The sequence below is a fragment of the Halovulum sp. GXIMD14794 genome (genome assembly GCF_054457455.1).
Genome location: NZ_JBTLNF010000005.1, coordinates 457,430 through 483,698, shown reverse-complemented (window position 1 = coordinate 483,698; position 26,269 = coordinate 457,430). Strand labels below are relative to the sequence as shown.

The window sequence follows — 26,269 nt, the reverse complement described above, 5'->3', positions numbered from 1 at the left end:
CCTTGAGCACCGATCACGAAGACACATTGCGCACCGACACGATCCGCACCGCCGCTGTGCAGATCGCCCCCGACCTTTCGGGCCGGGAGGGCACGATCGAGCGGGTGCTGAACGCCATCGCCGAGGCTGCGGACAAGGGCGCCGAGTTCATCGTCTTTCCCGAGACCTTCGTGCCCTACTACCCCTATTTCTCGTTCGTCCTGCCGCCGGTGCAACAGGGCAAGCCGCACCTCGAACTCTACCGCGAGGCTGTCGTGGTGCCTTCGGCCGAGACGCAGGCCGTCGCCGACGCCGCAGCCCGTCGCGGTGTGGTGATCGTGCTGGGCGTGAACGAGCGCGATCATGGCTCGCTCTACAACACGCAGCTGATCTTCGACGCCGACGGCAGCCTCGCGCTGAAGCGGCGCAAGATCACGCCCACCTACCATGAACGCATGGTTTGGGGGCAGGGCGACGGTTCCGGGCTGAAGGTCGCGCAAACCCGTGTCGGCCGCGTCGGCGCGCTGGCCTGCTGGGAGCATTACAACCCGCTGGCCCGCTATGCGCTGATGACGCAGCACGAGGAGATCCACGCAAGTCATTTCCCCGGCAGCCTTGTCGGTCCGATCTTCGGCGAGCAGATCGAGGTGACCATGCGCCATCACGCACTGGAATCCGGTTGCTTCGTCGTTAACGCCACGGGCTGGCTGACCGAGGAACAGATCGCATCGCTGCATCCCGATCCCAAGTTGCAACGCGCGATGCGTGACGGCTGCATGACCTGCATCATCAGCCCCGAGGGGCGGCACCTGGCCGACCCGATCACCGAGGGCGAGGGCATCCTCATCGCCGATCTGGACATGTCCCTGATCGCCAAGCGCAAGCGGATGATGGACAGCGTCGGCCACTACGCCCGCCCCGAGTTGCTGCATCTCGTTCACGACGACCGCGTCACGCAGCCCCGCGTGAGCGCCCCCGCACTCGAACCGCAGCTTGCCACCGAAGGAGACCCCGATGCCTGAGATGCCCGCCAGCGCGCTGATCAACGATCTCCAGACCCGCGGGATGCGGCTGGTGGACCCCAAGGCCGGGCACGAGTCCCGGCGCGGCGGAGCCGGGCCCTCGGACCACAAGGCTGTGACGATTGGCGGGCTGACGGTCATGGTGCCGGTCCACACTGCGCCCGCGTTCGACAGTCCCTACCTGGTGGAAAGCCCTGATGCCTCGGGCGATGCCCGCGTGCTGCGGGACGGGGCCGAGGTCGCCCGCGTGCGTTTCCCCGCGCGCCCGCGCTTCTACGAGCTTTCGACCGCCGAGGGCGTCCCCTACAGCAATATCGCGACGCTGCACTCGAAGGACGTTCTGGCGACGACGGTGCTGCAGACCTGCATCCGCTACGAGAGCCGCAAAAAGACCTGCCAGTTCTGTTCGATCGGGCAGAGCCTCGCTGCCGGTCGCACCATTGCCCACAAGACGCCCGAACAACTGGCCGAGGTCGCCCTGGCCGCCGTGCAGCTGGACGGGGTGAAGCACATGGTGCTGACCACCGGCACGCCCGCGGGCAAGGATCGGGGGGCGCAGGTGCTTTGCGACTCGGCCCGAGCGATCCGCGCCGCCGTGGATCTGCCGCTTCAGGGTCAGTGCGAGCCGCCGGAGGACGACATCTGGCACCAGCGCATGCGCGATGCCGGGATCGACGCGCTGGGCATGCATCTGGAAGCCGTGACCCCCGAGGTGCGCCAGCGCATCATGCCCGGCAAGGCGCAGGTCCCGCTGGAGAAGTATTTCTCGAGCTTCGAGGCGGCGGTGAAGGTCTTCGGGCGGGGGCAGGTCTCGACCTATATCCTTGCCGGGCTGGGCGACACGCGCGACGCGATCCTCGACATGGGCGCGCGGCTGACCGCGATGGGCGTCTATCCGTTCGTCGTGCCCTTCGTGCCGATCTCCGGCACGCCGCTGGAAAGCCATCCGGCGCCGAGTTCCGAGTTCATGGCCTCGATCCTCGCACCCCTGGGCGAAATGATCGCGCGCGCCGGGATCCGGTCCGAGGACATCAAGGCCGGGTGCGGGCGCTGCGGGGCATGCTCGGCGCTGTCCACCTACGAGAAACTGAAGGTGCCCGCATGATCCCGCTGGAGCCGCGAGCGTTCGCCTGTCCGGGCTACTATGTCCGCGCCGCCTCGCGCCCGTTCGAGGCCTTGGGTGCGCAGGACCTGCGGCATCGGGTCTTCGTGGGCGAGCAGCGCATCTTCCCCGAACACGACCGCGACGAGGTTGATCTGATCGCAACTCATCTGGTGGCTTTGTCCACGTATGCGCACGAGGCCGATCAGGTCGTCGGCACCGTTCGCATTCACGAAGAGCGGCCCGGCATCTGGTGGGGCTCGCGGCTGGCGGTGGACGAAGGCTTCCGCAATGTCGGCAGGCTGGGGGCCGAACTGATCCGGCTGGCGGTCAGCACCGCCAACGCGCGCGGCTGCGAGCGCTTCCTGGCGCATGTGCAGATGCAGAATGTGATCCTGTTCCGGCGTCTGCGCTGGCGGATACTGGACGAGATCTCGATCCACGGCACGCCCCATGCGCGGATGGAGGCGGACCTGAGCAACTACCCGCGCTGCGAGAACCCCGAGACCGGCTGGTATCATCGTGCGAGGGCGCGCGCATGACCGATCCGCGCGCCCTTGCCGAGGCTTTGGCCGCACATCCGTCGATCCGCTCGAAATGCGCGATTGCGGCGGCAACCAGCGCGCTTGGCCTGACCGCGCACGCTCAGGGGAGGCCCGGCGATGACGCGGCGATCCTACCGCGCGCGGGGGGGGCAGACCTGCTGGCGGGCGAGGGGTTCATTCCCGGTTTCGTTGCCGACGATCCGTGGTTCGCGGGTTGGTGCGGGGTGATGGTGAACCTGTCGGACATCGCGGCGATGGGGGGGCGCACGGTCGCGCTGATCGACCAGGTCTGGGCGCCGGAAGCCGAGATCGCCGCGCCGCTGCTTCAGGGGCTGAAGGATGCCGCCGAAGCCTACGACGTGCCGCTGGTGGGCGGGCACACCAACCTGAGTGCGCCCGACCTGTCGCTGGCGGTGTCGGTCCTCGGGCGGGCCAGCGCACCGGTGACAAGTTTCGACGCGCGCCCCGGTGACGTGCTTCTCGCCGCCATCGATCATCGGGGCGCATACCGCAACTTCGACAATTTCTGCGCTGCGCTGGAGGCGCCGCATGCAAGGCTGCGCGGCGATCTGGAGCTGCTGCCCGAGCTGGCCGAGGCGGGCTTGCTGCACGCGGCAAAGGACATCAGCCAGGGCGGCATCGTCGGCACCGCGCTGATGCTGGCGGAGTGCTCGGATGTCGGGATCGACCTGGACCTATCGGCGATCCAGCCGCCCGAGGGCGTACCGCTCGAGCGCTGGATGCGCAGCTTCCCCAGCTTCGGTTTCCTGATGGCAGCCGCGCCCGGTGACGCAGGCGATATCGCCGCCCGGTTCCATGCCCGCGACATCACCTGCGCCGTCATTGGCAAAGTGACCGAAGGCAGCGCGGTGCGTCTGACATCGGGCGTAGAGGCCGCGATCTTCTGGGACCATTCCCGCACCCGCTACCTTGGCCTGACGTCGAAGGATACTGCCCATGCCTGAGACCTACTGGACCGTCCGCTGGCCCGACGGGGCCGAGGAACGCTGCTATTCCCCGTCCTCGGTCGTCGCCGAGCTGTTCCAGCCCGGTACCACCTATCCGCTGCCGGATTTCCTGGCCCGGTCCCGCGTCGCGATGGAGCGCGCCTCGGACCGGGTCGCGGCGAAATACGGCTATGCCTGCACCTCGGCGATGGCGCAGCTCGACCGGATCGAGGCGCAGGCCGCACGGTTCGAAGGCCATGACGGCGCCGAGGTCACCTGCCTCGCCATCACCCGATGAAGGACACTGCCATGAGTTCGCAAATCTCGCACACCCAGGTCGTGATCGTCGGCGGCGGTCAGGCAGGCCTGTCGGTCGCCTGGCAACTGCGGCAGAAGGGCATCGAGCATGTCGTGCTTGAGCGGCACGAGAAATTCCACTCCTGGCGCGTGAACCGCTGGGACAGTTTCTGCCTGGTCACGCCGAACTGGCAGTGCCGCCTGCCAGGGTTTCACTACGACCGCGACTATGGCGGCAAAGATCCTGACGGGTTCATGCTGCGGGACGAGATCACCGATTACCTGGACGCCTTCGCCGCCAGCTTTGCGCCGGATATCCGCGAGCATGTCGAGGTTACGCGTGTTGTGCCCGACGCGGACGGCTACGTCGTGCAGACCTCTGACGGCAACTGGCGCTGCGCGCAGGTGGTGATTGCGACCGGCGGCTACGACACGCCGATCGAGCCGGGGTTCGCCAAGACCCTGTCGCCCGAGATTTTCCAGATGCACTCGGTCGACTACCGCAACCCTGACCAGTTCCCCGAGGGCGGCGTTCTGATCGTCGGAACCGGCCAATCCGGCGTGCAGCTCATGGAGGATTTCGTCCGTGCCGGGCGGCCTGTCTCGCTGGCCGTCGGACCTGCGCCGCGCAGTCCGCGCAAGTATCGTGGAAGGGACGCAACCGACTGGCTCTATGAGGCGGGGCATTACGATGTGACGATCCGCGAGCATCCGGACCCGCTGAAGGCGCTGACCCAGACCAACCATTATATGTCCGGCCGGGACGGCGGGAAGGAGATCGACCTGCGCCGCTTCCATGTGGATCATGGCGTAGAGCTGTACGGCTCCGTCGCGGATATGGACGGACAGACGATCCGCTTTCTGCCGGATCTGACCGAGAACCTTGATGCGGCTGATCGCAGCTACCTGGGCATCTGCAAGCAGATCGACGCCTATATCGCGCGCAACGGGATCGACGCGCCGCCCGCACCGCCGTTCGAGAAGGTCTGCGAGCCGAAGGTGGAGCGAACCGAGATCAATGCCGCCGAAGCCGGGATCACCGCGATCCTCTGGGCCATCGGCTTCCGCCCGGACTATTCCTGGATCGAGGCGGATGTGTTCGACGCGCGCGGCAAGCCGGTGTTCGACCGGGGCGTCACCGCGCAACCGGGGTTGCATTTCATCGGTCTCGGCTGGCTCAACACCTGGGGCTCCGGGCGGTTCCTGGGGATCGAGGAGGACAGTGCCTACCTCGCAGACCAGATCGAAGCACAGCTGGCCGACGTCCGCACCGAAGTCGCCGCCGAATGAGCCAGCTTGCCCTTGCCGACCTGCCACGGCGGATCGAGGCGACTGCCTCAGTCACCGCCGCAATGGCACAGCTGTCGCCGTTCGGCCTGTCCGAGCAATGGGTGCTGCGGGATGCCGGAGACCGGCATTGGTCGCTGATCGCCGAGGCGATGGGGCAGGGGCAGGCGGTTTTTACCGACGCGAGCGGGCAACCGATCTATGCCGCATTCTGCACGACCTCGCTGGAACTGGGGCCGGCCCGCCCGCAACTTGGCGAACGGATCGAGATCAGTGCAACGCTTCATGCAGTCTCGGCGGCCCGGATCGGCTCCAGTCACACGCTGCGCCGGGGCGGGCAGGTGGTCGCGCGGCTGCTGATGATCTCGACCTTCGTGGGGCGCGACGAGAGCGGTTCGAACCGGCGTATCGTGCGCCGCGCGCCGCTGCGCGCACCCGACCTGCCGTCAGCGCCGGAGCCCTTGGCCGCGCTGGATGCTCGCAGCCGAAAGGTTGCGCGAGCGCTGCGTTACCAGACGCACAAGTCCTTCGATGGCTGCGTCACTCCGGTTCCGTCGCTCGACTTCAATGCCGCCGGGCTGCTCTACTTCCCGACCTTCTCGCGGCTGGCAGAGACTGCGCGGCCCTCAAGCGGGAGCCTGCGCGGACGCGAGATCGTCTACATGGGCAATATCGATCCGGGCGACGGCATCTGCCTGCGGCAGGCGGATGGCGCGACGCTGATGACCCGGACCGACGGCGCGCCATTGGCGCTGGTCCGGACAGCGAAGGGCTGACCTCTTTGTGTTCAGCAGAGAATCTCGCTGCTGTACGCCGCGCTCTTCACTCGGCAGGTGCCAGGCAAGGATTGATTGGTTGCCGTCCATCCCGACCGAAGCCTGCGTGCGGGCGTAAACTATCCCGTTGGCGTGCCAGAACGGGCTTCTTCGCCGGAGCACTCGGCAGGCGACGCGTTGGGGTCGGAGGAGACGGCTCTTCGCCCGCTATTCAAGCATAATCTTCCTCAACGCTTTCAGCGAAGCGGTCTTCGATGTCTCTGTCCTTGAGAAGAGCGATGCGCTTGCGGTTGTCGAAGCTCTCCAGCGGAGAAGTGGTGCCGGCCGACTGGCTGTAACTATATCCGAAGTAGGCGATTTCGTAGGCGCACAGTCGCGACACGCGAGCCCAGGTTTCGTCATCGTACATTGTGTCAAGGTCCTTCGACCAAGCCGGTCTCAGTCCTTCCTTGTCCCGGATCGAGGTAACATCCAGCGGCTCGGGAAGGCCAAGGGTGACACCGAGTTGAGAAACTCCTTCGGCCAAGCCTTCATACTTGATAACGAGATCGCAAATGATTTCGCCGCGCCAGATGGGCGACCCCAGGCTCATCATGGGAAGGGGTTTGCGTATGAAAGACCGGAAGGCTTCGACTCCCCGCTGTTCATCCATCTCAAGGATGCTGGTTCGATTGATCCAAGTGAATAGTGAGAGCGCTCGGTGCCAAGGGTTCCGGGCAACGCAAAAGTAGGTGTAATCGTGCTTTACTGTCTCGGGATAGAGGCGCATCAGTGTAATTGCATCTGCGTGCGACAACTTCCTAATTCGTAAATTAGTCGGTAGCGAGGATCCGAGCCTCTTCAGTCCTCCGCCTCCGATTGGAGCTATGACGTCTCCATCGGAGAGGCTTGGATACAGTGCCAGTTCAACGCTGCTGCCCGCGACCTTCATCGCCTTCACGAATACGAACTTGCGTGAGTGAGCAATGATCATAAGGTCCTCCGGTATCGGCCAATCGCGTGATCTGCTATACGCTGACTTCGGAGTGCGCAATCCGGTCACAGCGTTTTCGTATTGCAAGTGCCTAGTGTTTGATCAGCCAGCCATGCGACAGCCATTCGGGTGAGCAATCTGTCCGCGATGCCTGACCCAGCTGCCAACTGTGCTGGAAGCCCGGTAGCTGAGAAGTCTTCAATCGCCCCGTGCCAAACAAGCTTTCGATAATCGTCGTCGAGCCGGACCGCGATCGCGCCATGATGATCGTGGACAGCCTCATGGAGGCCGGTGACAACGACATCCAGGTGATCTCGGAGGTGTCGAGCCTCGCGCGCCGGATCTCGGAGCGGGATCCGGATATCGTGCTCGTCGATGTCACCAGCCCGTCCCGTGACATTATCGAGGAACTGACCCTTGCCGCCGCGCCGCTGGATCGTCCGGTGGCGATGTTCGTGGACCGCAGTGAGGACAGCCTGACCGAGGCGGCGATCGAGGCAGGAGTTTCAGCCTATGTCGTCGACGACCTGCGCCCCGAGCGGATCCGCCCGATCGTCACCGCTGCCATCGCCCGGTTCAACATGTTCCGCCGGGTGCGGGACGAACTGGCCGAAACCAAGCGCGCGCTCGAGGAGCGCAAGGTCATCGACCGTGCCAAGGGCCTGCTGATGAAAGCGCGCGGGATCAGCGAGGACGACGCCTACGGGCTGCTTCGCAAGACCGCGATGGACCAGGGGCGCAAGATCTCCGAAGTCGCCCAGGCCCTGGTCACGGCGGCGGACCTGCTGTCATGAATGCCGCGCCGCTTTCCGTCGCTTTCATTCCGCTGGTCGATGCCGCGCCGCTGATCGTCGCGCACGAGATGGGTTTTGCCCGCGAGGAGGGGCTGGAACTGAACCTGCTCCGCGCCCCGTCCTGGTCCTCGGTGCGGGACATGCTGGCTTTCGGGCGGGCCGAGGCGGCGCATATGCTCTCGCCGGTACCGGTAGCAATGGCGCTGGGGATCGGCGGTGTGGCCTCGTCGATCTCGGCGCTGATGGTGACCTCGCTGAACGGCACGGTGGTCGGTGTCAGCGCGCGGCTCGAGGCGGAGTTGCGGGCGGCGGGGCATGGCTTCGGGTTCTCGGATGCTGCCGTGGCTGGGGCTGCGCTGGTCGCGGCGGCGCACGGGCGTCCCTTGCGTATCGGTGTGCCGTTTCCGTTCTCGATGCATGCCGAACTGCTGTACTACTGGCTTTCGGCTTCGGGGCTTCCGGCGCCCCAGACTGTCGAGATCCGCACGGTGCCGCCGCCGCTGATGGCCGATGCCATCGCCGCCGAAGAGATCGACGCCTTCTGCGTGGGCGAGCCTTGGGGCTCCAAGGCGGTCGAGATGGGGGCCGGGGCGTTGCTGCTGCCCGGTCGCGCCATCTGGTCCGCCGCACCCGAGAAGGTCCTGGCGGTCCGCGCCGATTGGGCCGCCGCCGAGCCGGAGTTGACGGGGCGGCTGATGCGCGCCGTCTGGCGGGCCTGCCGATGGCTGGGCGAGGGCGGGGCGCAAACTACGGCGGCCGAGATGCTGGCGCGCCCCGGATATTTGAACCTGTCCTCCGAGATCATTGACCGGGCGCTGACTGGGCGGCTGACGGTCTCGGCACGGGGAGAGGTGCGCGACTGCAAGGGCTTCGTTGAGTTCCATGCCGGTGCCGCGACCTATCCTTGGCGCAGCCAGGCGGCCTGGATCGCCACCCGGATGGCGGCGCGGCTGGGTCTTGATCGTGCAGCAGCGGTCGAGCAGGCGCGAGCGGTGTTCCGTACCGACCTTTACCGCCAGCACCTGCGGGATGTCGGTGCGGTGCTGCCCGGTGCGTCGGACAAACTGGAAGGCGGGATCCTGCCTGGAACCGCCGCACCGTCCGAGACAGGTCGGCTGATTCTGACCGAGAACCGGTTCTTCGATGGTCAGATTTTTGACCTGAGCGGGGCAATATGAGCGAAATTTGTGCATCGCACACGGATTTCGCGCTGCGCTGCCGAAAATATCGGCGCGCCACCTCGGAAATTCTTGCTTCGGTCCCGGCAGCTGCCGCAACCTGACCCTCGAGGGCAATGGCGCTCTCACCGAATTCACCCACGACAGGGCGATCCGAGCAAAGCCGCTCGACCATGTTTCGCGATCCACGCGAGGCACGGTCTGGCGGCTTTTTCTGTTTCCAGACGTCCGGTGTGGGCGTCGATCCGAGGGGAGTAACCCTATGAAGACTACTCTGACCAGCGCCATGCTCGGCGCGCTGATGGCTTCCAGCGCTTCCGCCGAGATGCTCGATCTCGAGAAGGACGAGCTGACCTTCGGCTTCATCAAGCTGACCGACATGGCGCCGCTCGCCGTCGCCTACGAGCAGGGCTATTTCCTGGACGAGGGCCTGTTCGTCACGCTGGAAGCGCAGGCGAACTGGAAGGTCCTGCTGGACGGCGTGATCGACGGCACGCTCGACGGCGCACACATGCTGGCCGGGCAGCCGCTGGCCGCGACCATCGGTTTCGGCACCGAGGCGCACATCGTCACGCCCTTCTCGATGGACCTGAACGGGAACGGGATCACCGTTTCGAACGAGATCTGGGAGCAGATGAAGGCTCACATCCCGACGATGGACGACGGCCGCCCGCAGCACCCGATCAGCGCCGAGGCCTTGGCCCCGGTGGTCGAGGACTACAAGGCGCAGGGCAAGCCGTTCAACATGGGCATGGTCTTCCCCGTTTCGACCCACAATTACGAGCTTCGCTACTGGCTGGCCGCCGGTGGGCTTGAGCCGGGCTATTACTCGACCGAGAACATCACCGGCCAGATCGGCGCTGATGTGCTGCTGTCGGTGACCCCGCCGCCGCAGATGCCCGCGACGCTCGAGGCCGGCACGATCTACGGCTATTGCGTGGGTGAGCCTTGGAACCAGCAGGCGGTGTTCAAGGGCATCGGCGTGCCGGTGATCACCGACTACGAGCTGTGGAAGAACAACCCCGAGAAGGTCTTCGGCATCACCGCCGAGTTCGCCGAAGAATATCCGAACACCACTACCGCCATCACCAAGGCGCTGATCCGCGCCGCGATCTGGCTGGACGAGAACGACAACGCCAACCGGATGGAGGCGGTCGAGATCCTCAGCCGTCCTGAATACGTGGGTGCAGATGCCGAGGTGATCGCCAACTCGATGACCGGCACCTTCGAATACGAGAAGGGCGATGTGCGTGACGTGCCCGACTTCAACGTATTCTTCCGCTACAACGCGACCTATCCGTTTTACTCGGACGCCATCTGGTACCTGACCCAGATGCGCCGCTGGGGCCAGATCCCCGAGGCGAAATCCGACGAGTGGTACCACGAGACCGCCAAGTCCGTGTACCGGCCGGATCTCTACCTTGCTGCTGCGCGGCACCTGGTCGACGAGGGCCTGGCGAACGAGGCCGACTTCCCCTGGGACAGCGACGGCTACAAGGCCGCCACCCCGGCCGAGGACGTGATCGACGGCATCCCCTACGACGGTCGCCAGCCGAATGCCTATCTCGACAGCCTGCCCATCGGGCTGAAGGGCGACCAGCGCGTCGTCGGCAGCGAAGTGCAGGGCTGAGGCCCCCTCCGGCGCCCTTGCCCCATGCGGGGCGCCGGTACCAGGCAGATCGAACAGACGCGAGAGATCCACCGATGACCGCAATCGACCCGAGCATGACCGACGCCGCCGCCCGCGAGGCCCGCCGCGCCGTCTGGTTCACCCGCATCAACAAGGCCGACCGCTGGTTCAGCGTGCTGGGCCTGTCCTGGATGACCCCGGCGCTGAAGGCCGCCGCCGGAGACAACCCCCGCGCCCAGATGCGCGAGGTCTGGCGGCTGCTGGGTGTGCCGCTGCTTGCCATCGCCGGTTTCCTGCTGCTCTGGGCAGTGCTGGCGCCGAAGGTGCAGACATCGCTGGGGGCAATCCCCGGCCCGGCCCAAGTCTGGGAGGAAGCTGTCAACCTGCACCAGGACGCCGCTGCCAAGGCCGAAAAGGAAGCGCTGTTCAACGAGCGCGTGGAGCAGCGGAACCAGCGCCTGATCGAGGCCGGCAAGGCCGATCAGGTCAAGGAGATCGCCTTTACAGGCGCGCCGTCCTACTACGATCAGATCTGGACCTCGATCGTCACCGTGTTCTTCGGGTTTGCCGTCGCCACCGTGGTCGCGGTTCCGCTTGGCATCGTGGCAGGGCTGTCGCCGACGGCGAACGCGGCGCTGAACCCGCTGATCCAGATATTCAAGCCGGTCTCGCCGCTGGCGTGGCTGCCGATCGTGACGATGGTGGTCTCGGCGGTCTACGCGACCAATGACGGGTTCTTCGCGAAAAGCTTCCTGACCTCGGCGATCACGGTGACGCTGTGCTCGCTCTGGCCGACGCTGATCAACACCGCGCTGGGCGTGGCCTCGATCGACAAGGACCTGGTGAACGTCTCGAAGGTCCTGAAGATGAACACCTGGACTAAGATCACCAAGTTGGTGCTGCCTTCGGCGCTGCCGCTGATCTTCACCGGCCTGCGGCTGAGCCTGGGTGTCGGCTGGATGGTCCTGATCGCTGCCGAGATGCTGGCGCAGAACCCAGGTCTAGGCAAGTTCGTCTGGGACGAGTTTCAGAACGGCTCGTCCAGCTCGCTGGCCAAGATCATGGTGGCGGTGTTCACCATCGGCATCATCGGCTTCCTGCTGGACCGGCTGATGTACGCGATCCAGGCCGCCTTCACCTTCACCAACAACCGCTGAGGGCATCATGGGTATCCTGACCTTCAAATCCGTCAGCAAGGGCTTCGGCGAGGGGCTCGACCGCGCCGAAGTGCTGAAAGGCATCGACCTCGATGTGGCTGAAGGCGAGTTCGTGGCGATCCTGGGCTTCTCGGGCACCGGCAAGTCCACGCTGATGAACCTGATGGCGGGGCTGGAACGCCCCGACCGCGGCGAGCTTCTGTTCCGCGGCAAGTCCATCAACGGGCCGGGGCCCGAGCGCGGCCTCGTGTTCCAGAGCTACAGCCTGATGCCGTGGCTGACGGTACGCGGCAACGTCATGCTGGCGGTCGACGCAGTGTTCCCGAAGCTGAGCAGAGCTGAGCGCGAGAAGAAGGCCGACCACTACATCGCGATGGTGGGACTGTCCCATGCGGCAGGCCGGCGTCCGGCGGAACTGTCGGGCGGAATGCGCCAGCGCGTCTCGGTCGCACGGGCGCTGGCGATGAACCCCGAGGTGCTGCTGCTGGACGAGCCGCTTTCGGCGCTCGACGCGCTGACGCGCGCGAACCTGGCCGACGAGATCCTCCAGATCTGGGAGGCCGACCGGAAGACCTGCGTGCTGATCACCAATGACGTGGACGAGGCGATCCTGCTGGCCGACCGTATCGTGCCGCTGAACCCGGACGGCACATTGGGCGAGGCGTTCAAGGTTTCGCTGCCGCGGCCCCGAGACCGTTCGGCGATGAACCATGACGAGGCGTTCAAGGCGCTGCGGGCGAAGGTCACCGGTTACCTGATGGATGTCGGGATCGAGGCCAAGATCGAGGGCACGCGGCAACTGCCGGATGTGACCCCGATCCATGGCGTGCCCGCAGCCGTCGCCCGCGCGCAGGACAGCGTGCTGGACGAGCGCTACCTGGAGTTCTCGCAGCTTCACAAGATCTACCCGACGCCGAACGGCCCGCTGACCGTGGTCGAGGATTTCGACCTGAAACTGAAGAAGGGCGAGTTCGTCTCGCTGATCGGCCATTCGGGGTGCGGCAAGTCCACCGTGCTGACGATGGCGGCGGGGCTGAACGAGATTTCGCAGGGGGGCATCATCCTCGACGGGCGAGAGGTCGTCGGCGCCGATCCCGAGCGGGCCGTGGTCTTCCAGTCGCCTTCGCTGTTTCCCTGGCTCAGCGCCAAGGAGAACGTCGCCGTAGGCGTCGACCGGGTCTATCCCAAGGCCAGCCAGGCTGAGCGGGAGGACGTGGTCGAATACTACCTCGAGCGTGTGGGCTTGGGCGATGCGATGGACCGCCCGGCGGCGGACCTGTCGAACGGCATGCGGCAGCGGGTGGGGATCGCTCGGGCCTTCGCGCTCAGCCCCAAGCTGCTGTTGTTGGACGAGCCCTTCGGGATGCTCGACAGCCTGACCCGCTGGGAGCTTCAGGAGGTTCTGATGGAGGTCTGGTCGCGCACCAAGGTGACCGCGATCTGCGTCACCCACGATGTCGACGAGGCGATCCTGCTGGCCGACCGCGTGGTGATGATGACCAACGGACCGCGCGCCACCATCGGCAAGATCACCGATGTGAACCTGCCGCGCCCGCGTACCCGCAAGGCGCTGCTGGAGCATCCGGACTACTACACCTATCGCCAGGAAGTGCTCGATTTCCTTGAAGAATACGAGCACGGCCACAAGCCGAAACCCAAGGCCCCTGCGGCCATAGCGGCGGAGTGATATCATGCAGAGATTGGTAATCGTCGGCGCCGGCATGGCCGCCGGTCGGCTGGTGGAGCATGTGACCGAAGCGGGCGGCTGGGACGTGACCCTGTTCAACGCCGAGCCGCGCGGCACTTACAACCGCATCATGCTTTCGCCGGTGCTGTCGGGCGAGAAAACCTACGACGAGATCGTCACCCACGACGCCGCGTTCTACGAGGCGCAGGGCGTGACCTGCCGCTTTGGTGAGCGGGTGACCGCCATCGACCGCGCGGCCAGGACCGTGACGGGCGAGGATGGCGCGCCGGTACCCTACGACAAGCTGGTGCTGGCGACGGGGTCGAACCCGTTCATCATCCCGCTGCCGGGGCATGACCTGGACGGCGTGATCGCCTATCGCGACCTTGAGGACACCGAGCGGATGATGGCGCTGGGCGAGGGCGCGCGCGCCGTGGTCATCGGCGGCGGCCTGCTGGGGCTCGAAGCAGCGGCTGGCATGCACGCCCGCGGCGTCGATGTGACCGTGGTGCACCTGATGGGCCACCTGATGGAGCGGCAGCTGGACGAGGCCGCCGGTTACCTGCTGCGCAAGGAGCTGGTGGGGCGGGGCATCAAGGTACTCTGTTCGTCGAACTCGAAGGAAATCAGAGGGAAAGACGGTAAAGTTCAGGCGCTGGTGCTAGAAAATGGCACCGAACTGCCCTGCGATCTGCTGGTCATGGCTGTAGGCATCCGCCCCTCGGTCGCGCTGGCGAAAGAGGCGGGGCTGGCCACTGGCAGGGGCATCCATGTCGATGACCAGATGGTGACCTCGGACGAGAACGTTCTGGCCATCGGCGAGTGCATCGAGCACGCGGGCCAGATCTTCGGCCTTGTCGCGCCGCTATACGATCAGGCCAAGGTCGCCGCCGCCACGCTGGCAGGCGAGGCCGCCGCCTTCGTCAACCGCGAGACCGCGACCAAGCTGAAGGTCACGGGCTGCGACCTGTTCTCGGCCGGCGATTTCGCGGAAGGCGAGGACCGCGAGGACATCGTCTTCCGCGACCCGGCGCGCGGCGTCTACAAGCGGCTGGTGTTGCGGGACAACCGACTGATCGGCGCGGTGATGTACGGCGACACAGCCGACGGCGGCTGGTTCCATGGCCTGATCAAGGACGGCACCGATGTTGCCGAGATGCGCGACACGCTCATCTTCGGACCTGCCTTCCAGGGAGGAGCCGCCCTGGACCCTATGGCGGCCGTTGCAGCCTTACCGGCTGACGCAGAAATCTGCGGCTGCAACGGCGTGTGCAAGGGTCGGATCACTCAGGCGATCGGGGGCGGAGCGGAGACGCTGGACGACGTGCGGGCGCAGACCAAGGCGTCCTCGTCCTGCGGCACCTGCACCGGCCTTGTCGAGCAGCTTCTGGCGGTTACGCTGGGCGATGCGTTCGACATGGACAAGCCCAAGCCGATCTGCGCCTGCACCGATCTGACCCACGAGGACGTCCGCCGCCTGATCAAGGCGCAGGAGCTGAAATCGCAGCCCGCCGTCTGGCAGGAACTGGGCTGGAAAACGCCTAACGGCTGTCATGTCTGCCGCCCGGCGATCAACTATTACCTGCTGGCCGACTGGCCGGTCGAGTACCAGGACGACCCGCAATCCCGCTTCGTCAACGAGCGTAAGCACGCCAACATCCAGAAGGACGGCACCTTCAGCGTCGTGCCTCGGATGTGGGGCGGGATCACCACGGCGGGCGAGCTGCGCGCCATCGCAGACGCTGCCGAGAAATACAACGTGCCGACCGTCAAGGTCACCGGCGGCCAGCGCATCGACCTGCTGGGCGTGCGGGGCGAGGATCTGCCCGCGATGTGGGCCGACCTCGGCAAGGCGGGTTTGGTCTCGGGCCATGCCTACTCCAAGGGCCTGCGCACGGTGAAGACTTGTGTCGGAACCGACCACTGCCGGTTTGGTACGCAGGATTCCACCGGCCTGGGCGTGAAGCTGGAAAAGCGGCTTTGGGGCTCGTGGACGCCGCACAAGGTGAAGATGGCGGTCTCGGGCTGTCCCCGAAACTGTGCCGAGGCGACCTGCAAGGATGTCGGTATCGTCTGCGTGGACAGCGGCTACGAGATCGGTGTCGGCGGCGCGGCGGGGATGGACCTGCGCGAGACCGAGCCGCTGGTGAAGGTCGCGACCGAAGCCGAAGCGATGGAATACACCGTCGCCTTCGTCCAGCTCTACCGCGAGAACGCCAAGTACCTCGATCGGCCCTACAAGTGGATCGCCAAGGTCGGGCTGGACTGGGTGCGCGACAAGCTGGCCGACGCGGCCGAGCGCCAGCGCCTGGTCGCGGCGTTCGACCTGAGCCAGACGATCTATCAGAAGGACCCTTGGGCCGAGCGGGCCGACGAGGACGCCGCCCGCGCCTTCGCCCCGCTGGCCGATCTCACGCTGGAGGCCGCGGAATGAGCTGGATCGACATTGGCGCGCTAAACGACATCCCCCTGCGCGGCGCGCGCCGGGTGAAAACTCCGGTTGGCTGCATCGCCGTGTTTCGCACTGACGCTGCCGAGGTTTTCGCTACCTCTGCCGTCTGCCCGCACAAGGCCGGGCCGCTGGAAGAGGGTATCGTGCACGGCCGCAAGGTGACCTGCCCGCTGCACAACTGGGTGTTCGACCTCGAAACCGGCGAGGCGCAGGGCGCGGACGAGGGCCGCATCGCGACCTACCCGGTGCGGATCGAGGATGGACGCCTGTTGCTCGACCCATCCGTGCTTGGTCGGCGGGCCGCATGATGGACGGCGGCGGCGTGCCTGCGATCCGCTCCACCTGTCCCTATTGCGGTGTCGGCTGCGGCGTGCGGCTGATGCCCGAAGGGGCAGGGGGCGTGCGGGTCGAGGGCGATCCCGAGCATCCGGCGAACCGGGGCAAGCTCTGCTCCAAGGGGTTGGCGCTGGGCGAGACGCTGGGCATGGAGGGCCGCCTGCTGGCCCCGCGCGTCGATGGGCGCACGGTGGACTCGGATACGGCACTCGGGACTGTCGCCTCGCGCTTTCTTGACACGATCGCGCAGCACGGACCCGATGCGGTCGGTTTCTATGTCTCGGGGCAGCTGCTGACCGAGGATTACTACGTCGCCAACAAGCTGATGAAAGGGTTCATCGGCTCGGGTAATATCGACACCAATTCGCGCCTGTGCATGGCCTCAACTGTGGCGGGGCAGAAACGGGCCTTCGGCACAGACACGGTCCCCGGCACCTACGAAGATCTGGAGCAGGCGGATCTTGTCGTGCTGGTCGGCTCCAACATGGCGTGGTGCCACCCGGTCCTGTTCCGCCGCCTGGCCGAGGCGCGGCAGGCGCGCGGCACGAAGGTCGTCGTCGTGGACCCGCGCCGCACCGCGACCTGCGATATCGCCGACCTGCACCTGAAGATCGAGCCGGGCAGCGACGTTGCGCTGTTCAACGGCCTGCTGGCGCACCTTGGGTCCGCCGGAGCGTTGGACCGGGCGTTTCTTGCCGTGCATGTTGAGGGATTTGACGCCGCGCTGGCCGAGGCACAGGCGGCGGACCTCGCGGCTACGGGGCTGGCGCAGGCCGATCTTGACGCGTTCTTCAAACTCTTCGCCGAAACTCCGCGCACCGTCACCGCCTTCAGCCAGGGCGTGAACCAGTCGACCAGCGGCACCGACAAGGTCAATGCGATCCTGAATTGCCACCTTGCCACCGGGCGGATCGGCAAACCGGGCATGGGCCCGCTCAGCCTGACCGGCCAGCCGAACGCGATGGGCGGGCGCGAGACCGGGGGAATGGCCAACACGCTCGCCGCACACCTGGACATCGAGAATCCCGACCACCGTGACGCTGTGCAGGCATTCTGGGCCAGCCCCCGCATCGCGCAGGGGCCGGGTCTGAAGGCCGTCGAGATGTTCGAGGCCGCCGCCGACGGCCGGATCAAGGCGCTTTGGATCGCTGGAACCAATCCCGTCGTCTCCATGCCCGAGGCCGATGGCGTGGCCGAGGCGATCCGCGCCTGCGAGTTCGTCGTGGTCAGCGATATCGTCGCGGAGACCGACACCGTCGCGCTGGCCGACGTTGTCCTGCCGGCGCTGGGTTGGGCCGAGAAGGACGGCACCGTCACAAACTCGGATCGCACCATCAGCCGCCAGCGCGCCGCGCTGAACGCACCGGGGCAGGCCCGCGCCGACTGGGCGATCTTCGCCGAGGTTGGGCGGCGCATGGGCTGGTCGGAGGCCTTCGACTTTGCCAGCCCCGCGCAGATCTTCCGCGAACATGCTGCGCTTTCGGGCGTCGGCGGGGCGCTGGGCCGGGACTTCGACATATCGGGCCTCGCGAGGCTGGACGATTCCGCATATGACGCGCTTGAGCCTGTTCGCTGGCCGGTCACGGCCACCCGCAGCGGGGGTCGCTTCTTCGGCGACGGGCGCTTCTTCACGCCCACGGGCAAGGGCCGGATGATCGCTGTCCGGCAGACCCCGCCGGCGGCGAAGCGCGCGCCGCGCTATCCGTTCCGCCTGAACACGGGCCGGGTCCGCGATCAGTGGCACACGATGACCCGCACGGGCCGCGCCGCGCGCTTGTCGCGGCACTTGGCCGAGCCTTTCCTTCAGATCCACCCGGCCGATGCCGAAAGGCTGGGCGTCGGCCCCGCCGAGATCGCCCGCGTCTCCAGCCCGACGGGCAGCGCGCTGCTGCGGGCGCTGATCACGACCGACGTCGCGTCGGGCACGCCCTTCGCGCCGATGCACTGGTCCGGGCAAACCGCGCCCTCGGCCCGGATCGGGACGCTGATCGCCGCCGCGACAGACCCGGTCTCCGGGCAGCCCGAAGCGAAGGCTTCGGTCATTGCGGTCGAGCGTTTCGCCGCGCGCTGGTACGGGTTTGCCGTTTGCCGCCGGGACTTCCGCCCCACCTGCGCCTACTGGGCCAAGACAAGAACCGAGGCCGGGTGGCGTGCGGAACTTGCCTGCGACCGCGCGCTCGGCGATTGGCAGGACTTCGCCCGGCACCTGTTCGGGATCGACGCCGAACCTGTTTGCGTGACGGATCCGGGCCGGGGACTCACGCGCCTCGCTTTCACGGACGAGGCCGGGCTGCTAGCGGCGCTTTTCGTCTCGCCCACTCCGGTCGAGGTTGCGCGCGATTACGTCGCCAGCGCCCTTGGAACCCCTGCGCCAGACTTGCTGGCCGCGCGTCCCGGTGCCGACCGACCAGATCCGGGACCGACGGTCTGCGCCTGCATGAATGTCGGGCGCAACACGCTGCTACAGGCGATCCACGCCAATCCCGGCGCGGACCCTGCCGCGATCTGCGCGCTGACCGGGGCCGGAACCAACTGCGGCTCCTGCCGACCCGAGGTGGCGGACCTCGTCGCCCGCGCCGCGATCCCTCAGGCCGCCGAGTAGAAGGAGAGAGCCATGCAGTCCTTCCCGATGTTCCTGCGCACCACCGGTCGCCGCATTGTCATCGCTGGCGGCGGCGAGCAGGCGGCGCAGAAGGCGCGCCTGGTAGTCAAGACCGACGCGCAGATCTTGCTGGCCGCGCCGGAGCTTTGCGCGGAATTGCGTGCGCTGGTTGCCGGGGGCAGGGCCGAGCATCACGCCGGTCCGGTGACCCCTGCGCTCTTCTCTGAGACCGCGCTGGTCTTTATTGCCACCGGCTGCGCTGCGGCGGACGTGGCGCTGCATGTGCTGGCCAAGCAGGCAGGCGCTGTCGTCAATGTGGTCGATCGGCCCGAGCTTTGCGACGCCACCACGCCCGCCATCGTTGACCGCGACCCGGTCGTTGTCGCCATTGGCACCGAGGGCACCGCGCCGGTTCTCGCACGCGCGCTCAAGACCCGGATCGAGGAGATGATGTCGCCCCGTCTCGGCGCGTGGGCCGCGCACGCGGGCGCACTACGCGAGTCCGTTGCCCGGGCAATCCCGCCGGCAGCACGCCGCGCCTTCTGGGCCTGGGTCGTTCACGGCAGCCCCGCGAGGCTGCACCGGCAGGGCCAGGAGGCCGAGGCCGAGGCGCTTGTGTCCCGCGCTCTGGCGGAACGGCGCGTGCCCGACGGCGCGGGTCAGGGCCATGTCGCCCTTGTCGGGGCCGGTCCCGGCGCACGCGATCTGCTGACGCTGCGCGCGGTCGAACGTCTGCAGGAAGCGGACGTGATCTTCCACGACCGCCTCGTCGGGGACGACGTGCTGGAATTGGCCCGCCGCGATGCCGAACGCGTCTATGTCGGCAAGGATGTCGGCGCCAACGCATGGCCGCAGGAACGGATCACCGAAGCCGTGCTGGCCGAGGCGCGGAAGGGCCTCCGCGTCGTGCGGCTGAAGTCCGGCGATCCCTCGATCTTCGGCCGCGCCGATGAAGAGATCGAGGCCGCGCGAGCCGCCGGGCTGCCGATCGAGATTGTGCCCGGCATAACCGCCGCCTCTGCCGCCGCGACCAGCATGCAGACCAGCCTGACCCGGCGCGGCGAGACCGACACCGTGGTGCTGACGACCGGCATGTGTCGCCCCGGTGACCCGCCGCCAGACTGGGCCGCCTACGCCCGGCCCGGCACGACGTTGGTTGTGTACATGGGCGTGCGGGCGGCCGGCAGCATTGCCGCCTCGCTGATCGGCGGCGGCGCGGACCCGTCGACCGTCGTCGAGATCGCCGCCGAGGTCTCAACTCCGCAGGAGCGGACAATCGAAACCACGCTGGCCGCACTTGCGTCGGACCTGGCTCGGCACGGGATTACCGGTGTCGCGCTGATTGTGGTGCGGTTCCGCAAGCGGCCGGTCTACAGTCTGGTGGCGGCCGAGTAGCGTCAAGGCACCGCCACCCAGCTTGCCGTTAACAGGCCCCACAGCCGGTCCCGAGCCAGTCGTCCGGCTTATTCCTTTGCGGCCAGATCACTCCTCGGGATCGAAGACATACCCAATGCCGCGAACGGTGCGGATGATGCTTGGCTTTTGCGGGTTGCGCTCGATTTTCTTGCGGAGCCGCGAGATCCGGATGTCGATGCTTCGGTCGTAGGGATCCCACGACCGGTCGTGCGCCTGTTCGAGGATTTGGTCGCGGTTCAGCACTCGGCGGCGGTTCTCGGCGAAGAGCTTCAAAAGGCGGAACTCCATCGCGGTCAGCGGAACGTCCTCACCTGCCGACGAGACCAGGCGCGTGGACTCGAGGTCCAGAGTGAAGTCCCCGAAGCGCACTGTCGCGGAATCCTGTCCGGTGGTGGCGGGGGCGGCTGGCTCGGTCCGGCGCCGCAGCACCGCCTTGATCCGGGCTTCGAGCTCACGCAGGTCCACCGGCTTGCCGAGGTAATCGTCGGCGCCCATCTCGAGCCCCAGGATTCGGTCCACGGTCTCGCCTGCGGCGGTCAGCATCACCACCGGCAGATCGGAATCGTTTCGCAGCCGCCTCAGCGCCGACAGCCCATCCTCTCCCGGCATGTTGATGTCGAGCAGCACCAGGTCCGGCATCCGCGCTTCGATCCGTGCCCGCAGCTCATCGGCGGTGCCGGCGAGGGCGACCTCGAAGCCGCGCTTCTGAAGATATTCCCGGAGCATCTCGCGCAGGTCGGGCTCGTCGTCGCAGATCAGCACCAGGGGCGCGGCCATCGTGTTCATCCGGGCGTTCCTTCCAGGGCCAGCCGCGAGACGAAGCTGCGCAGCTCGGCGGGCGACAGGGGTTTCTCAAGGTAGGGCCGCCCGCTTTCCTGCAGGAAGCCCTGGGATGCACGGCCCATCGTATCACCAGTTATGAAGCCGGTGCGCGGCGCAAGATCCGGGAACTCGGCTACGATCACCTCGTAGAGGCCACGACCGTCTAGCCCGGGCATGTTGAGATCGCTCACCACAACGTCGAAATGGTCCTCGCGCAGCATCCCCAGAGCGTCTTCGGCGCGATAGGCGGTGCGCGTCCGATAGCCGCCACGCTCCAGCACCTCGGCATTGAGGTCTGCGACTTCCTTCTCGTCGTCGACCACAAGAACGCGGGTCGCGGCCGGCTCGGTCCGCGCGTCCTCCAGCGCCGCACGCGGTGTTTTTTGCGCGGCGTCGACAGGCAGCGTCACGGTGAAACGCGCGCCATGCGGCGCGACCGGGTCCAGTTCGATACGACCGTCGTGCGCGGTCACGATGCGGTGGCACATGGCGAGGCCAATCCCGGTTCCCATGCCGACGCCTTTCGTGGTGAAGAAAGGCTCGAACACGCGGGCGCGAAGCTCGGGGCTCACGCCCGGCCCGTCGTCCTCGACGATGATCCGGACCTCGTCCGCTGTCTCGCCCGGTCGGGTCCGAACCCGGATCACTCCGCCGGCGACGTTGCTCGACCCGAGCCCTTGGATCGCCTGCTCTGCGTTCACGATCATGTTGATGACGACCTGCGTGATCTGGTCTGCATCCGCGCAGATCGCAGGCAGATCCGGCGCGCAATCGGTCTCGATCCGCGCGGCGTGTGCGGAGTCGCCATAGCGCGCGACCTCGACCGCCGTCTCGACGATCTGATCCAGCCGGGCCTCGCCGGTCTGGCTCGGCTCCTGCCGGGCCATGGCAAGAAAGGTCTTCACGATCCGGGCGCAGCGATCGGCGGCTTCGCTGATCTTGCCGATCTGGCGAAGCACATCCGGGTCCCGCGCCTCGTCCTGGAGCATCATCGCGTGGCCGACCACCACCGAAAGGGGGTTGTTCAGCTCATGTGCGACCCCCGCCAGCAGGCCGCCGAGCGCGGTCATCTTTTCGTTCTGGAACAGCTGTTCGCGCTGGCGAGACAGCTCGGCCTCGATGGCGAGCTGTCCGGTCAGATCGCGCGCGTGCGAGACGATCACCTCCTCGCCTTCCCACTTGATCAGACGCGCCGAGACAGCCCCCCAGAATGGCTCACCCTTGGCGTTGCGAAAGCGCGAACGGTGTTCGAAGACTTGCCCGTGGTCGCGAAGTGCCTGCACGAAGCCAGCGCGGTCTTCGGGGTCGATGTAGAACTCTGAGGCATCGTCGCCGGCGCCGTAGAGCTCGATGATCTTCGGGCTCTTGAACAGGATCTCACCGGTCGCTGCTCGGTTCATCAGGATCGGCGCCGGGCAGGCCTCGACCACCATGCGGATCAGCGCCTCGCGCTCCAGCTGCTCGGTCAGGTCGGTAAGAGAGGAGACCACGCAGGTCTCCCCTTCATATTCGGTCAGCGCACCGTTGATCGAAACGGTGTGCACCGATCCCTCGGCGCCGCGCAGAGCGAGGTGATAGTCCCGCACCTGTCCCTCGGCTTTCAGGCGCGCGACGAAGGCGTCGCGATCGGCGGGGGACATGTAGGTCGAGACGGTATGCGTCGCGTCGCCGTAGATCCGGTAGGCTGCGGGCGAGCGGTAGATGATCCGGCTGTCCGACAGCCGCGCCATGAAGACCGGGGTGGGGTTGGTCTCGATGATCGTGCGCAGCAGTTCTTCGTGCTCGCGAACCTGTTGCTCGGCGCGCAGCCGTTCGGTTACCTCGGCCCGGGTCACGACGAAACCGCCCGATGAGATCGGGTTGTAGGAAACCCGATAGGCCCGGCCGTCGGAATGCTCGATCAGTGGTTTGGCCGCCCCGCTTGCGGGATCCCTTGCGATGCGCGCCGCCCAGGCGTCGACGTCATCGATCTCCATGGCATAGACGTTCCGCTCGGCGCAGGCTTTGAGCAGTTTTTCGAAGTCTGCGCCCGGTTTTATCAGATCACTGATCTGGTGCAGCATTTCGATGTATCTGCGGTTGCAGGTGACCAGCCGATTTTCGGCGTCGTAGATCGCCAGTCCCTCCGAGAGCGCCTCGATGGCGTCGGCGAGAAGGTCGGGCGAGGCCTGCGGAGCGTGCGCGAAGATCGACATGTGAAATCCCTAGCCCGCGCGTGTTTCAGTCGGTTGTCCGCCTGTCCCGCGATTGTTTCAAATGTAACAGCCACGGCGCCGGGCTTGGACGGCGGATTCTCCGCAAGCCACTGAAAACGCTGCAGGGCAGGCGTCACTGCATCCTCGTGCACAGCGTGACCGAACTGAAACAAGAAACGCGCGGCGCGAAAACACGCTGCAACACGGCAGATGCATCACCCTCACATCGCAACGGGCCGACTGTCTCACGGCGAGCCCGGCAAACCAGAAGGAGAGACCCATGCCAGTCATAGGCAAGCGCAATCGACTGAGAAAACCGCCCCGTCTGAGGTACAATGCTCTGGACGATCATCTGCGGCAGGACATCGGCCTGCCGCCCGCGCGGCGCCGGCCGCACATGCCCTACGTCTGAAGGAGGCAAGGATGGCGATCAGGAACTCGATCCTCGACACCATCGGCAACACGCCGATCATCCGGGTCAACAAGCTGGCGCCAGAGGGCGTCGAGATGTTCGTGAAGCTCGAAGCCGCGAACCCGGGCGGGTCGGTCAAGGACCGCCTGGCGCTCAGCATCATCGAGGCGGCCGAGCGTGACGGGAGCCTCAAGCCAGGCCAGACCGTGGTCGAGGCGACCAGCGGCAACACCGGCATCGGCCTCGCCATCGTCTGCGCGCAGAAGGGCTATCCGCTGGTCGTCACCATGGCCGAAAGCTTCAGCGTCGAGCGCCGCAAGCTGATGCGGTTTCTGGGCGCGAGGGTTGTGCTGACCCCGGCGGCCGAAAAGGGCACCGGCATGGTCGCCAAGGCGCGCGAACTGGCCGAGACGCACGGTTGGTTCCTGGCCCGCCAGTTCGAGAACCCGGCCAATGCCGAGGTGCACGAACGCACCACGGCGCGCGAGATCCTAGAGGATTTCGGCGCGGACGGTCTGGACTACTGGGTAACCGGCTTTGGCACAGGCGGTACCATCACCGGCGTCAGCCGCGCGCTGAAGGCGAAAAGCCCGAAGACCCGTGTAATCGCCGCCGAGCCTGACAATGCCCAACTGCTGACAAGCGGGCACGTCCAAGCCTATCGCGACGACGGCTCCGCCGCCGAGAGCCACCCCGGCTTCCGCCCTCACCTGATGCAGGGCTGGTCCCCGGATTTCATCTCGGCGATCGCCAATGAGGCCCTGAACTCCGGCGCGATCGACGGGTTCCAGCCTGTGAGCGGCGATGACGCCATGCGGTGCGCGCGCGAACTGGCGCAAAAGGAGGGAATCTTCGTCGGCATCAGCGCAGGTGCGACCTTCGCCGCCGCGCTGGAAGTTGCCCGGACCGCGCCACCGGGATCGAAGATCCTGGCGATGCTGCCCGATACTGGAGAGCGCTACCTGTCGACGCCGCTGTTCGCGGAGATCTCCGAAGAGATGACCGACGAGGAAATGGCGCTGTCGCGGTCGACTCCCACGATCCGTTTCGACGTATCGGCCCCGACGGCCGCCACCTCGGCACCCGCCGCGCCCCCCGAGGCGCTTCAGGAGGTGCAGGATACCATCGGCGCGAACACTGTCGTGCTCTATGCGCTGGAGTGGTGCGAATTCTGCTGGTCGGTGCGACGCATGTTCCGCGACGCGGGCATCGACTACCTGTCGGTAGATCTCGACTCGGTGGCCTACCAGGCCGGAAATCGCGGCGGGAAGCTTCGCGCGGCGCTGCGCGAGATCTGCGGCACGCCGACGATCCCGCAGATATTCATCGGCGGACAGCACATAGGTGGCGCGACCGAGACCTTCGATGCTTACAACTCTGGCCGGCTCGAGAAGCTGCTTGCCGAGAGGGACGTCGAAATGACCGCGAGCGCGCCCGACGCCTACGCGTACCTGCCAAAGTGGTTGCACCCGCGGTGAACTGAGCACTCCTGACGCGCTTGCCACTGGCCCGCCATCCGGCGGGCCTTTTTCGTTTTGAAACCGTGAATTACGTCGCGGACATCAAGTTGAAACACAAGAAACCAAACCGCGTCTCCCAGGACCGACGACTGAAACAGGCGGTCTCTAGAACTCTTGGTCATGGAAGGGCGCAACGCCCCGCCAGGACCAGCGGACAAGGCCGCACAGCAACCAAGGAGACGACAGATGATGAAGCGCAACACCGCCCGCCGCCCGAGCTACGGAACGGGCTTCGATGACCACCGCCGCGGATCCGACCCGATGGCCTTCCGCCGCTGGTGGGACGCCAGCATCCGCATGATGGACGTCCGCGGCTGAGCACGCTCCCAACCCAAGTCCGAAAGACTTCAACAAAGGATATCACCATGACCACCACCACTCTCGAGAAGCCCGCCAAGGTCGCCATCAACGGCGTCGACGTTCCCCAGCTTCTGGGCACCATCGGCGTCGTGGGCGAGCAGCCCGAGCTGGCGAAATTTCAGTTCCGCGCCCAGGGCGAATGGGTGAACGGCACCCACTCCCGCGCCACGGTAAATGGCTTCTTCGGCGCCGGTCAGGAGCACCAGCGCGAGAAGGATTTCGTGATCGAGGCCGATCACCCGGCCGTGCTCTGCGGCGCGGACAACGGCCCGACCCCGGTCGAGTACCTGCTGACGGCGCTGGCCGCCTGCATCACCGCGGGGATCGGCAACATCGCTTCGGCCCGCCAGATCCGGCTGCACCGCGTGAGGACCACGGTCGAGGGCAACGCCGACCTTCGCGGCATCCTCGGCCTCAGCGACGAGGTGCGCAACGGCTTCAGCGCGATCAACGCCCGCTTCGAGATCGAGGGCGATGCCCCGGCCGAGCAACTGCGCAAGGTCGTCGAGCAGTCCGTGGCTCGCTCGGCCGTGTTCGACATGTTGAAGAACGGCACCGACGTCACCGTCGAAGCTGTTGCCTGAAAACGAATAAAACGGCGGCGCCCCTGTGCGTCGCCGTCTGCTGAACAGGAGACCGACCATGCTTCCCGATCCGAACCGCAACCGAGTGCCGCGTAGCCGCCACGGCCTGTCGCGGACGCCCACCTTCGGCGCTCGCCGCCGCAGCCTCTTCCCCCGTGTCCTGCCTGAAAAGACCCAGGGCTGGTACCTCTGACAA

General features: G+C 66.5%; 24 protein-coding genes and 1 pseudogene. 22 read left to right on the top strand and 3 right to left on the bottom strand.

Annotated features, from left to right (window positions below; genetic code table 11):
- Window positions 1-2 precede the first annotated feature (2 nt).
- From ACW9UR_RS14090 to ACW9UR_RS14060, 7 genes are read left to right on the top strand one after another with little or no spacing between them, the layout of a single operon-like run.
- Window positions 3-1,001 carry a Nit6803 family nitrilase gene (locus ACW9UR_RS14090; protein WP_458917629.1) on the top strand — a complete coding sequence of 333 codons (999 nt, stop codon included), beginning with the start codon at window positions 3-5 and terminating at the stop codon, window positions 999-1,001.
- On the top strand, window positions 994-2,106 hold the full coding sequence (locus tag ACW9UR_RS14085) for an MSMEG_0568 family radical SAM protein (RefSeq protein WP_458917628.1): 1,113 nt from the start codon (window positions 994-996) through the stop codon (window positions 2,104-2,106). Before ACW9UR_RS14090 ends, ACW9UR_RS14085 begins: the two co-directional genes overlap by 8 nt.
- Window positions 2,103-2,645, top strand: a complete 543-nt coding sequence (locus tag ACW9UR_RS14080; protein ID WP_458917627.1) for an MSMEG_0567/Sll0786 family nitrogen starvation N-acetyltransferase — start codon at window positions 2,103-2,105, stop codon at window positions 2,643-2,645. Before ACW9UR_RS14085 ends, ACW9UR_RS14080 begins: the two co-directional genes overlap by 4 nt.
- Window positions 2,642-3,613 (top strand): sll0787 family AIR synthase-like protein, encoded by a 972-nt coding sequence (locus ACW9UR_RS14075; RefSeq protein WP_458917626.1) that lies wholly within the window; start codon window positions 2,642-2,644, stop codon window positions 3,611-3,613. The genes ACW9UR_RS14080 and ACW9UR_RS14075 overlap by 4 nt, the downstream gene beginning before the upstream one ends.
- Window positions 3,606-3,893, top strand: coding sequence for an MSMEG_0570 family nitrogen starvation response protein (locus ACW9UR_RS14070; protein ID WP_458917625.1), 288 nt, complete (start codon window positions 3,606-3,608; stop codon window positions 3,891-3,893). The genes ACW9UR_RS14075 and ACW9UR_RS14070 overlap by 8 nt, the downstream gene beginning before the upstream one ends.
- An 11-nt stretch (window positions 3,894-3,904) precedes the next feature.
- Entirely contained in the window at window positions 3,905-5,182 is a 1,278-nt protein-coding gene (locus ACW9UR_RS14065) for an MSMEG_0569 family flavin-dependent oxidoreductase (protein WP_458917624.1), read from the top strand.
- Window positions 5,179-5,955: a Pnap_2097 family protein gene (locus tag ACW9UR_RS14060; RefSeq protein ID WP_458917623.1), complete on the top strand. Its 777-nt coding sequence runs from the start codon at window positions 5,179-5,181 to the stop codon at window positions 5,953-5,955. The genes ACW9UR_RS14065 and ACW9UR_RS14060 overlap by 4 nt, the downstream gene beginning before the upstream one ends.
- A gap of 211 nt (window positions 5,956-6,166) precedes the next feature.
- Here ACW9UR_RS14060 and ACW9UR_RS14055 read toward each other — a convergent pair whose 3' ends face one another.
- Complete coding sequence (locus ACW9UR_RS14055) at window positions 6,167-6,928, bottom strand: hypothetical protein (protein ID WP_458917622.1); 762 nt, start codon at window positions 6,926-6,928, stop codon at window positions 6,167-6,169.
- A gap of 209 nt (window positions 6,929-7,137) precedes the next feature.
- Between ACW9UR_RS14055 and ACW9UR_RS14050 the strand changes: the two genes are divergently transcribed.
- The 9 genes from ACW9UR_RS14050 (at window position 7,138) to cysG (ending at window position 20,159) form a co-directional block, all read left to right on the top strand.
- A complete protein-coding gene (locus tag ACW9UR_RS14050; protein ID WP_458917621.1) occupies window positions 7,138-7,722 on the top strand; it encodes an ANTAR domain-containing response regulator in 585 nt (194 codons plus the stop codon).
- Window positions 7,719-8,900: an ABC transporter substrate-binding protein gene (locus tag ACW9UR_RS14045; RefSeq protein WP_458917620.1), complete on the top strand. Its 1,182-nt coding sequence runs from the start codon at window positions 7,719-7,721 to the stop codon at window positions 8,898-8,900. Before ACW9UR_RS14050 ends, ACW9UR_RS14045 begins: the two co-directional genes overlap by 4 nt.
- 262 nt (window positions 8,901-9,162) lie before the next feature.
- On the top strand, window positions 9,163-10,530 hold the full coding sequence (locus tag ACW9UR_RS14040; protein ID WP_458917619.1) for a CmpA/NrtA family ABC transporter substrate-binding protein: 1,368 nt from the start codon (window positions 9,163-9,165) through the stop codon (window positions 10,528-10,530).
- A gap of 74 nt (window positions 10,531-10,604) precedes the next feature.
- Window positions 10,605-11,687: an ABC transporter permease gene (locus ACW9UR_RS14035; protein WP_458917617.1), complete on the top strand. Its 1,083-nt coding sequence runs from the start codon at window positions 10,605-10,607 to the stop codon at window positions 11,685-11,687.
- A gap of 7 nt (window positions 11,688-11,694) precedes the next feature.
- Window positions 11,695-13,374 carry an ABC transporter ATP-binding protein gene (locus ACW9UR_RS14030; protein WP_458917616.1) on the top strand — a complete coding sequence of 560 codons (1,680 nt, stop codon included), beginning with the start codon at window positions 11,695-11,697 and terminating at the stop codon, window positions 13,372-13,374.
- A 1-nt stretch (window position 13,375) separates the two neighbouring features.
- On the top strand, window positions 13,376-15,808 hold the full coding sequence (gene nirB, locus ACW9UR_RS14025) for a nitrite reductase large subunit NirB (protein ID WP_458917797.1): 2,433 nt from the start codon (window positions 13,376-13,378) through the stop codon (window positions 15,806-15,808).
- The gene (gene nirD, locus ACW9UR_RS14020; protein WP_458917615.1) at window positions 15,805-16,134 is read left to right on the top strand and encodes a nitrite reductase small subunit NirD; all 330 of its coding nucleotides are present in this window, start codon (window positions 15,805-15,807) and stop codon (window positions 16,132-16,134) included. The genes nirB and nirD overlap by 4 nt, the downstream gene beginning before the upstream one ends.
- On the top strand, window positions 16,134-18,764 hold the full coding sequence (locus ACW9UR_RS14015) for a molybdopterin-dependent oxidoreductase (protein WP_458917796.1): 2,631 nt from the start codon (window positions 16,134-16,136) through the stop codon (window positions 18,762-18,764). The genes nirD and ACW9UR_RS14015 overlap by 1 nt, the downstream gene beginning before the upstream one ends.
- A 12-nt stretch (window positions 18,765-18,776) precedes the next feature.
- Window positions 18,777-20,159, top strand: coding sequence for a siroheme synthase CysG (cysG, locus tag ACW9UR_RS14010; protein ID WP_458917614.1), 1,383 nt, complete (start codon window positions 18,777-18,779; stop codon window positions 20,157-20,159).
- Window positions 20,160-20,246: 87 nt separating this feature from the next.
- Here the strand turns inward: cysG and ACW9UR_RS14005 are convergent, their stop codons facing one another.
- The gene (locus ACW9UR_RS14005; RefSeq protein ID WP_458917613.1) at window positions 20,247-20,966 is read right to left on the bottom strand and encodes a response regulator; all 720 of its coding nucleotides are present in this window, start codon (window positions 20,964-20,966) and stop codon (window positions 20,247-20,249) included.
- On the bottom strand, window positions 20,963-23,197 hold the full coding sequence (locus ACW9UR_RS14000) for a PAS-domain containing protein (protein WP_458917612.1): 2,235 nt from the start codon (window positions 23,195-23,197) through the stop codon (window positions 20,963-20,965). Before ACW9UR_RS14000 ends, ACW9UR_RS14005 begins: the two co-directional genes overlap by 4 nt.
- 280 nt (window positions 23,198-23,477) lie before the next feature.
- On the opposite strand from ACW9UR_RS14000, the gene ACW9UR_RS13995 reads away from it, so the two are divergent.
- From ACW9UR_RS13995 to ACW9UR_RS13970, 6 genes and pseudogenes are all read left to right on the top strand, one after another.
- On the top strand, window positions 23,478-23,609 hold the full coding sequence (locus tag ACW9UR_RS13995; protein WP_458917611.1) for a hypothetical protein: 132 nt from the start codon (window positions 23,478-23,480) through the stop codon (window positions 23,607-23,609).
- 11 nt (window positions 23,610-23,620) lie between these two features.
- Window positions 23,621-24,655: pseudogene (gene cysK, locus ACW9UR_RS13990) on the top strand (cysteine synthase A); the annotation flags it as partial.
- A 66-nt stretch (window positions 24,656-24,721) separates the two neighbouring features.
- Window positions 24,722-25,087: a glutaredoxin gene (locus ACW9UR_RS13985; RefSeq protein ID WP_458917795.1), complete on the top strand. Its 366-nt coding sequence runs from the start codon at window positions 24,722-24,724 to the stop codon at window positions 25,085-25,087.
- 228 nt (window positions 25,088-25,315) lie between these two features.
- Complete coding sequence (locus ACW9UR_RS13980; protein WP_458917610.1) at window positions 25,316-25,447, top strand: hypothetical protein; 132 nt, start codon at window positions 25,316-25,318, stop codon at window positions 25,445-25,447.
- Window positions 25,448-25,494: 47 nt separating this feature from the next.
- Entirely contained in the window at window positions 25,495-26,073 is a 579-nt protein-coding gene (locus ACW9UR_RS13975; RefSeq protein ID WP_458917608.1) for an OsmC family protein, read from the top strand.
- Between the two features lie 58 nt (window positions 26,074-26,131).
- Complete coding sequence (locus ACW9UR_RS13970; RefSeq protein ID WP_458917607.1) at window positions 26,132-26,266, top strand: hypothetical protein; 135 nt, start codon at window positions 26,132-26,134, stop codon at window positions 26,264-26,266.
- Window positions 26,267-26,269 lie beyond the last annotated feature (3 nt).

Coding starts and splice junctions, on each gene's coding strand:
- ACW9UR_RS14000 (WP_458917612.1), bottom strand. CDS start 23,197: ATGTCGATCTTCGCGCACGCTCCGCAGGCCTCGCCCGACCTTCTCGCC.
- ACW9UR_RS14065 (WP_458917624.1), top strand. CDS start 3,905: ATGAGTTCGCAAATCTCGCACACCCAGGTCGTGATCGTCGGCGGCGGT.
- ACW9UR_RS14005 (WP_458917613.1), bottom strand. CDS start 20,966: ATGAACACGATGGCCGCGCCCCTGGTGCTGATCTGCGACGACGAGCCC.
- nirD (WP_458917615.1), top strand. CDS start 15,805: ATGAGCTGGATCGACATTGGCGCGCTAAACGACATCCCCCTGCGCGGC.
- ACW9UR_RS13970 (WP_458917607.1), top strand. CDS start 26,132: ATGCTTCCCGATCCGAACCGCAACCGAGTGCCGCGTAGCCGCCACGGC.
- ACW9UR_RS14085 (WP_458917628.1), top strand. CDS start 994: ATGCCTGAGATGCCCGCCAGCGCGCTGATCAACGATCTCCAGACCCGC.
- ACW9UR_RS14075 (WP_458917626.1), top strand. CDS start 2,642: ATGACCGATCCGCGCGCCCTTGCCGAGGCTTTGGCCGCACATCCGTCG.
- ACW9UR_RS14060 (WP_458917623.1), top strand. CDS start 5,179: ATGAGCCAGCTTGCCCTTGCCGACCTGCCACGGCGGATCGAGGCGACT.
- ACW9UR_RS13995 (WP_458917611.1), top strand. CDS start 23,478: ATGCCAGTCATAGGCAAGCGCAATCGACTGAGAAAACCGCCCCGTCTG.
- ACW9UR_RS14040 (WP_458917619.1), top strand. CDS start 9,163: ATGAAGACTACTCTGACCAGCGCCATGCTCGGCGCGCTGATGGCTTCC.
- ACW9UR_RS13980 (WP_458917610.1), top strand. CDS start 25,316: ATGATGAAGCGCAACACCGCCCGCCGCCCGAGCTACGGAACGGGCTTC.
- ACW9UR_RS14080 (WP_458917627.1), top strand. CDS start 2,103: ATGATCCCGCTGGAGCCGCGAGCGTTCGCCTGTCCGGGCTACTATGTC.
- ACW9UR_RS14015 (WP_458917796.1), top strand. CDS start 16,134: ATGGACGGCGGCGGCGTGCCTGCGATCCGCTCCACCTGTCCCTATTGC.
- ACW9UR_RS14070 (WP_458917625.1), top strand. CDS start 3,606: ATGCCTGAGACCTACTGGACCGTCCGCTGGCCCGACGGGGCCGAGGAA.
- ACW9UR_RS14030 (WP_458917616.1), top strand. CDS start 11,695: ATGGGTATCCTGACCTTCAAATCCGTCAGCAAGGGCTTCGGCGAGGGG.
- ACW9UR_RS14055 (WP_458917622.1), bottom strand. CDS start 6,928: ATGATCATTGCTCACTCACGCAAGTTCGTATTCGTGAAGGCGATGAAG.
- ACW9UR_RS13975 (WP_458917608.1), top strand. CDS start 25,495: ATGACCACCACCACTCTCGAGAAGCCCGCCAAGGTCGCCATCAACGGC.
- ACW9UR_RS14045 (WP_458917620.1), top strand. CDS start 7,719: ATGAATGCCGCGCCGCTTTCCGTCGCTTTCATTCCGCTGGTCGATGCC.
- ACW9UR_RS14035 (WP_458917617.1), top strand. CDS start 10,605: ATGACCGCAATCGACCCGAGCATGACCGACGCCGCCGCCCGCGAGGCC.
- cysG (WP_458917614.1), top strand. CDS start 18,777: ATGCAGTCCTTCCCGATGTTCCTGCGCACCACCGGTCGCCGCATTGTC.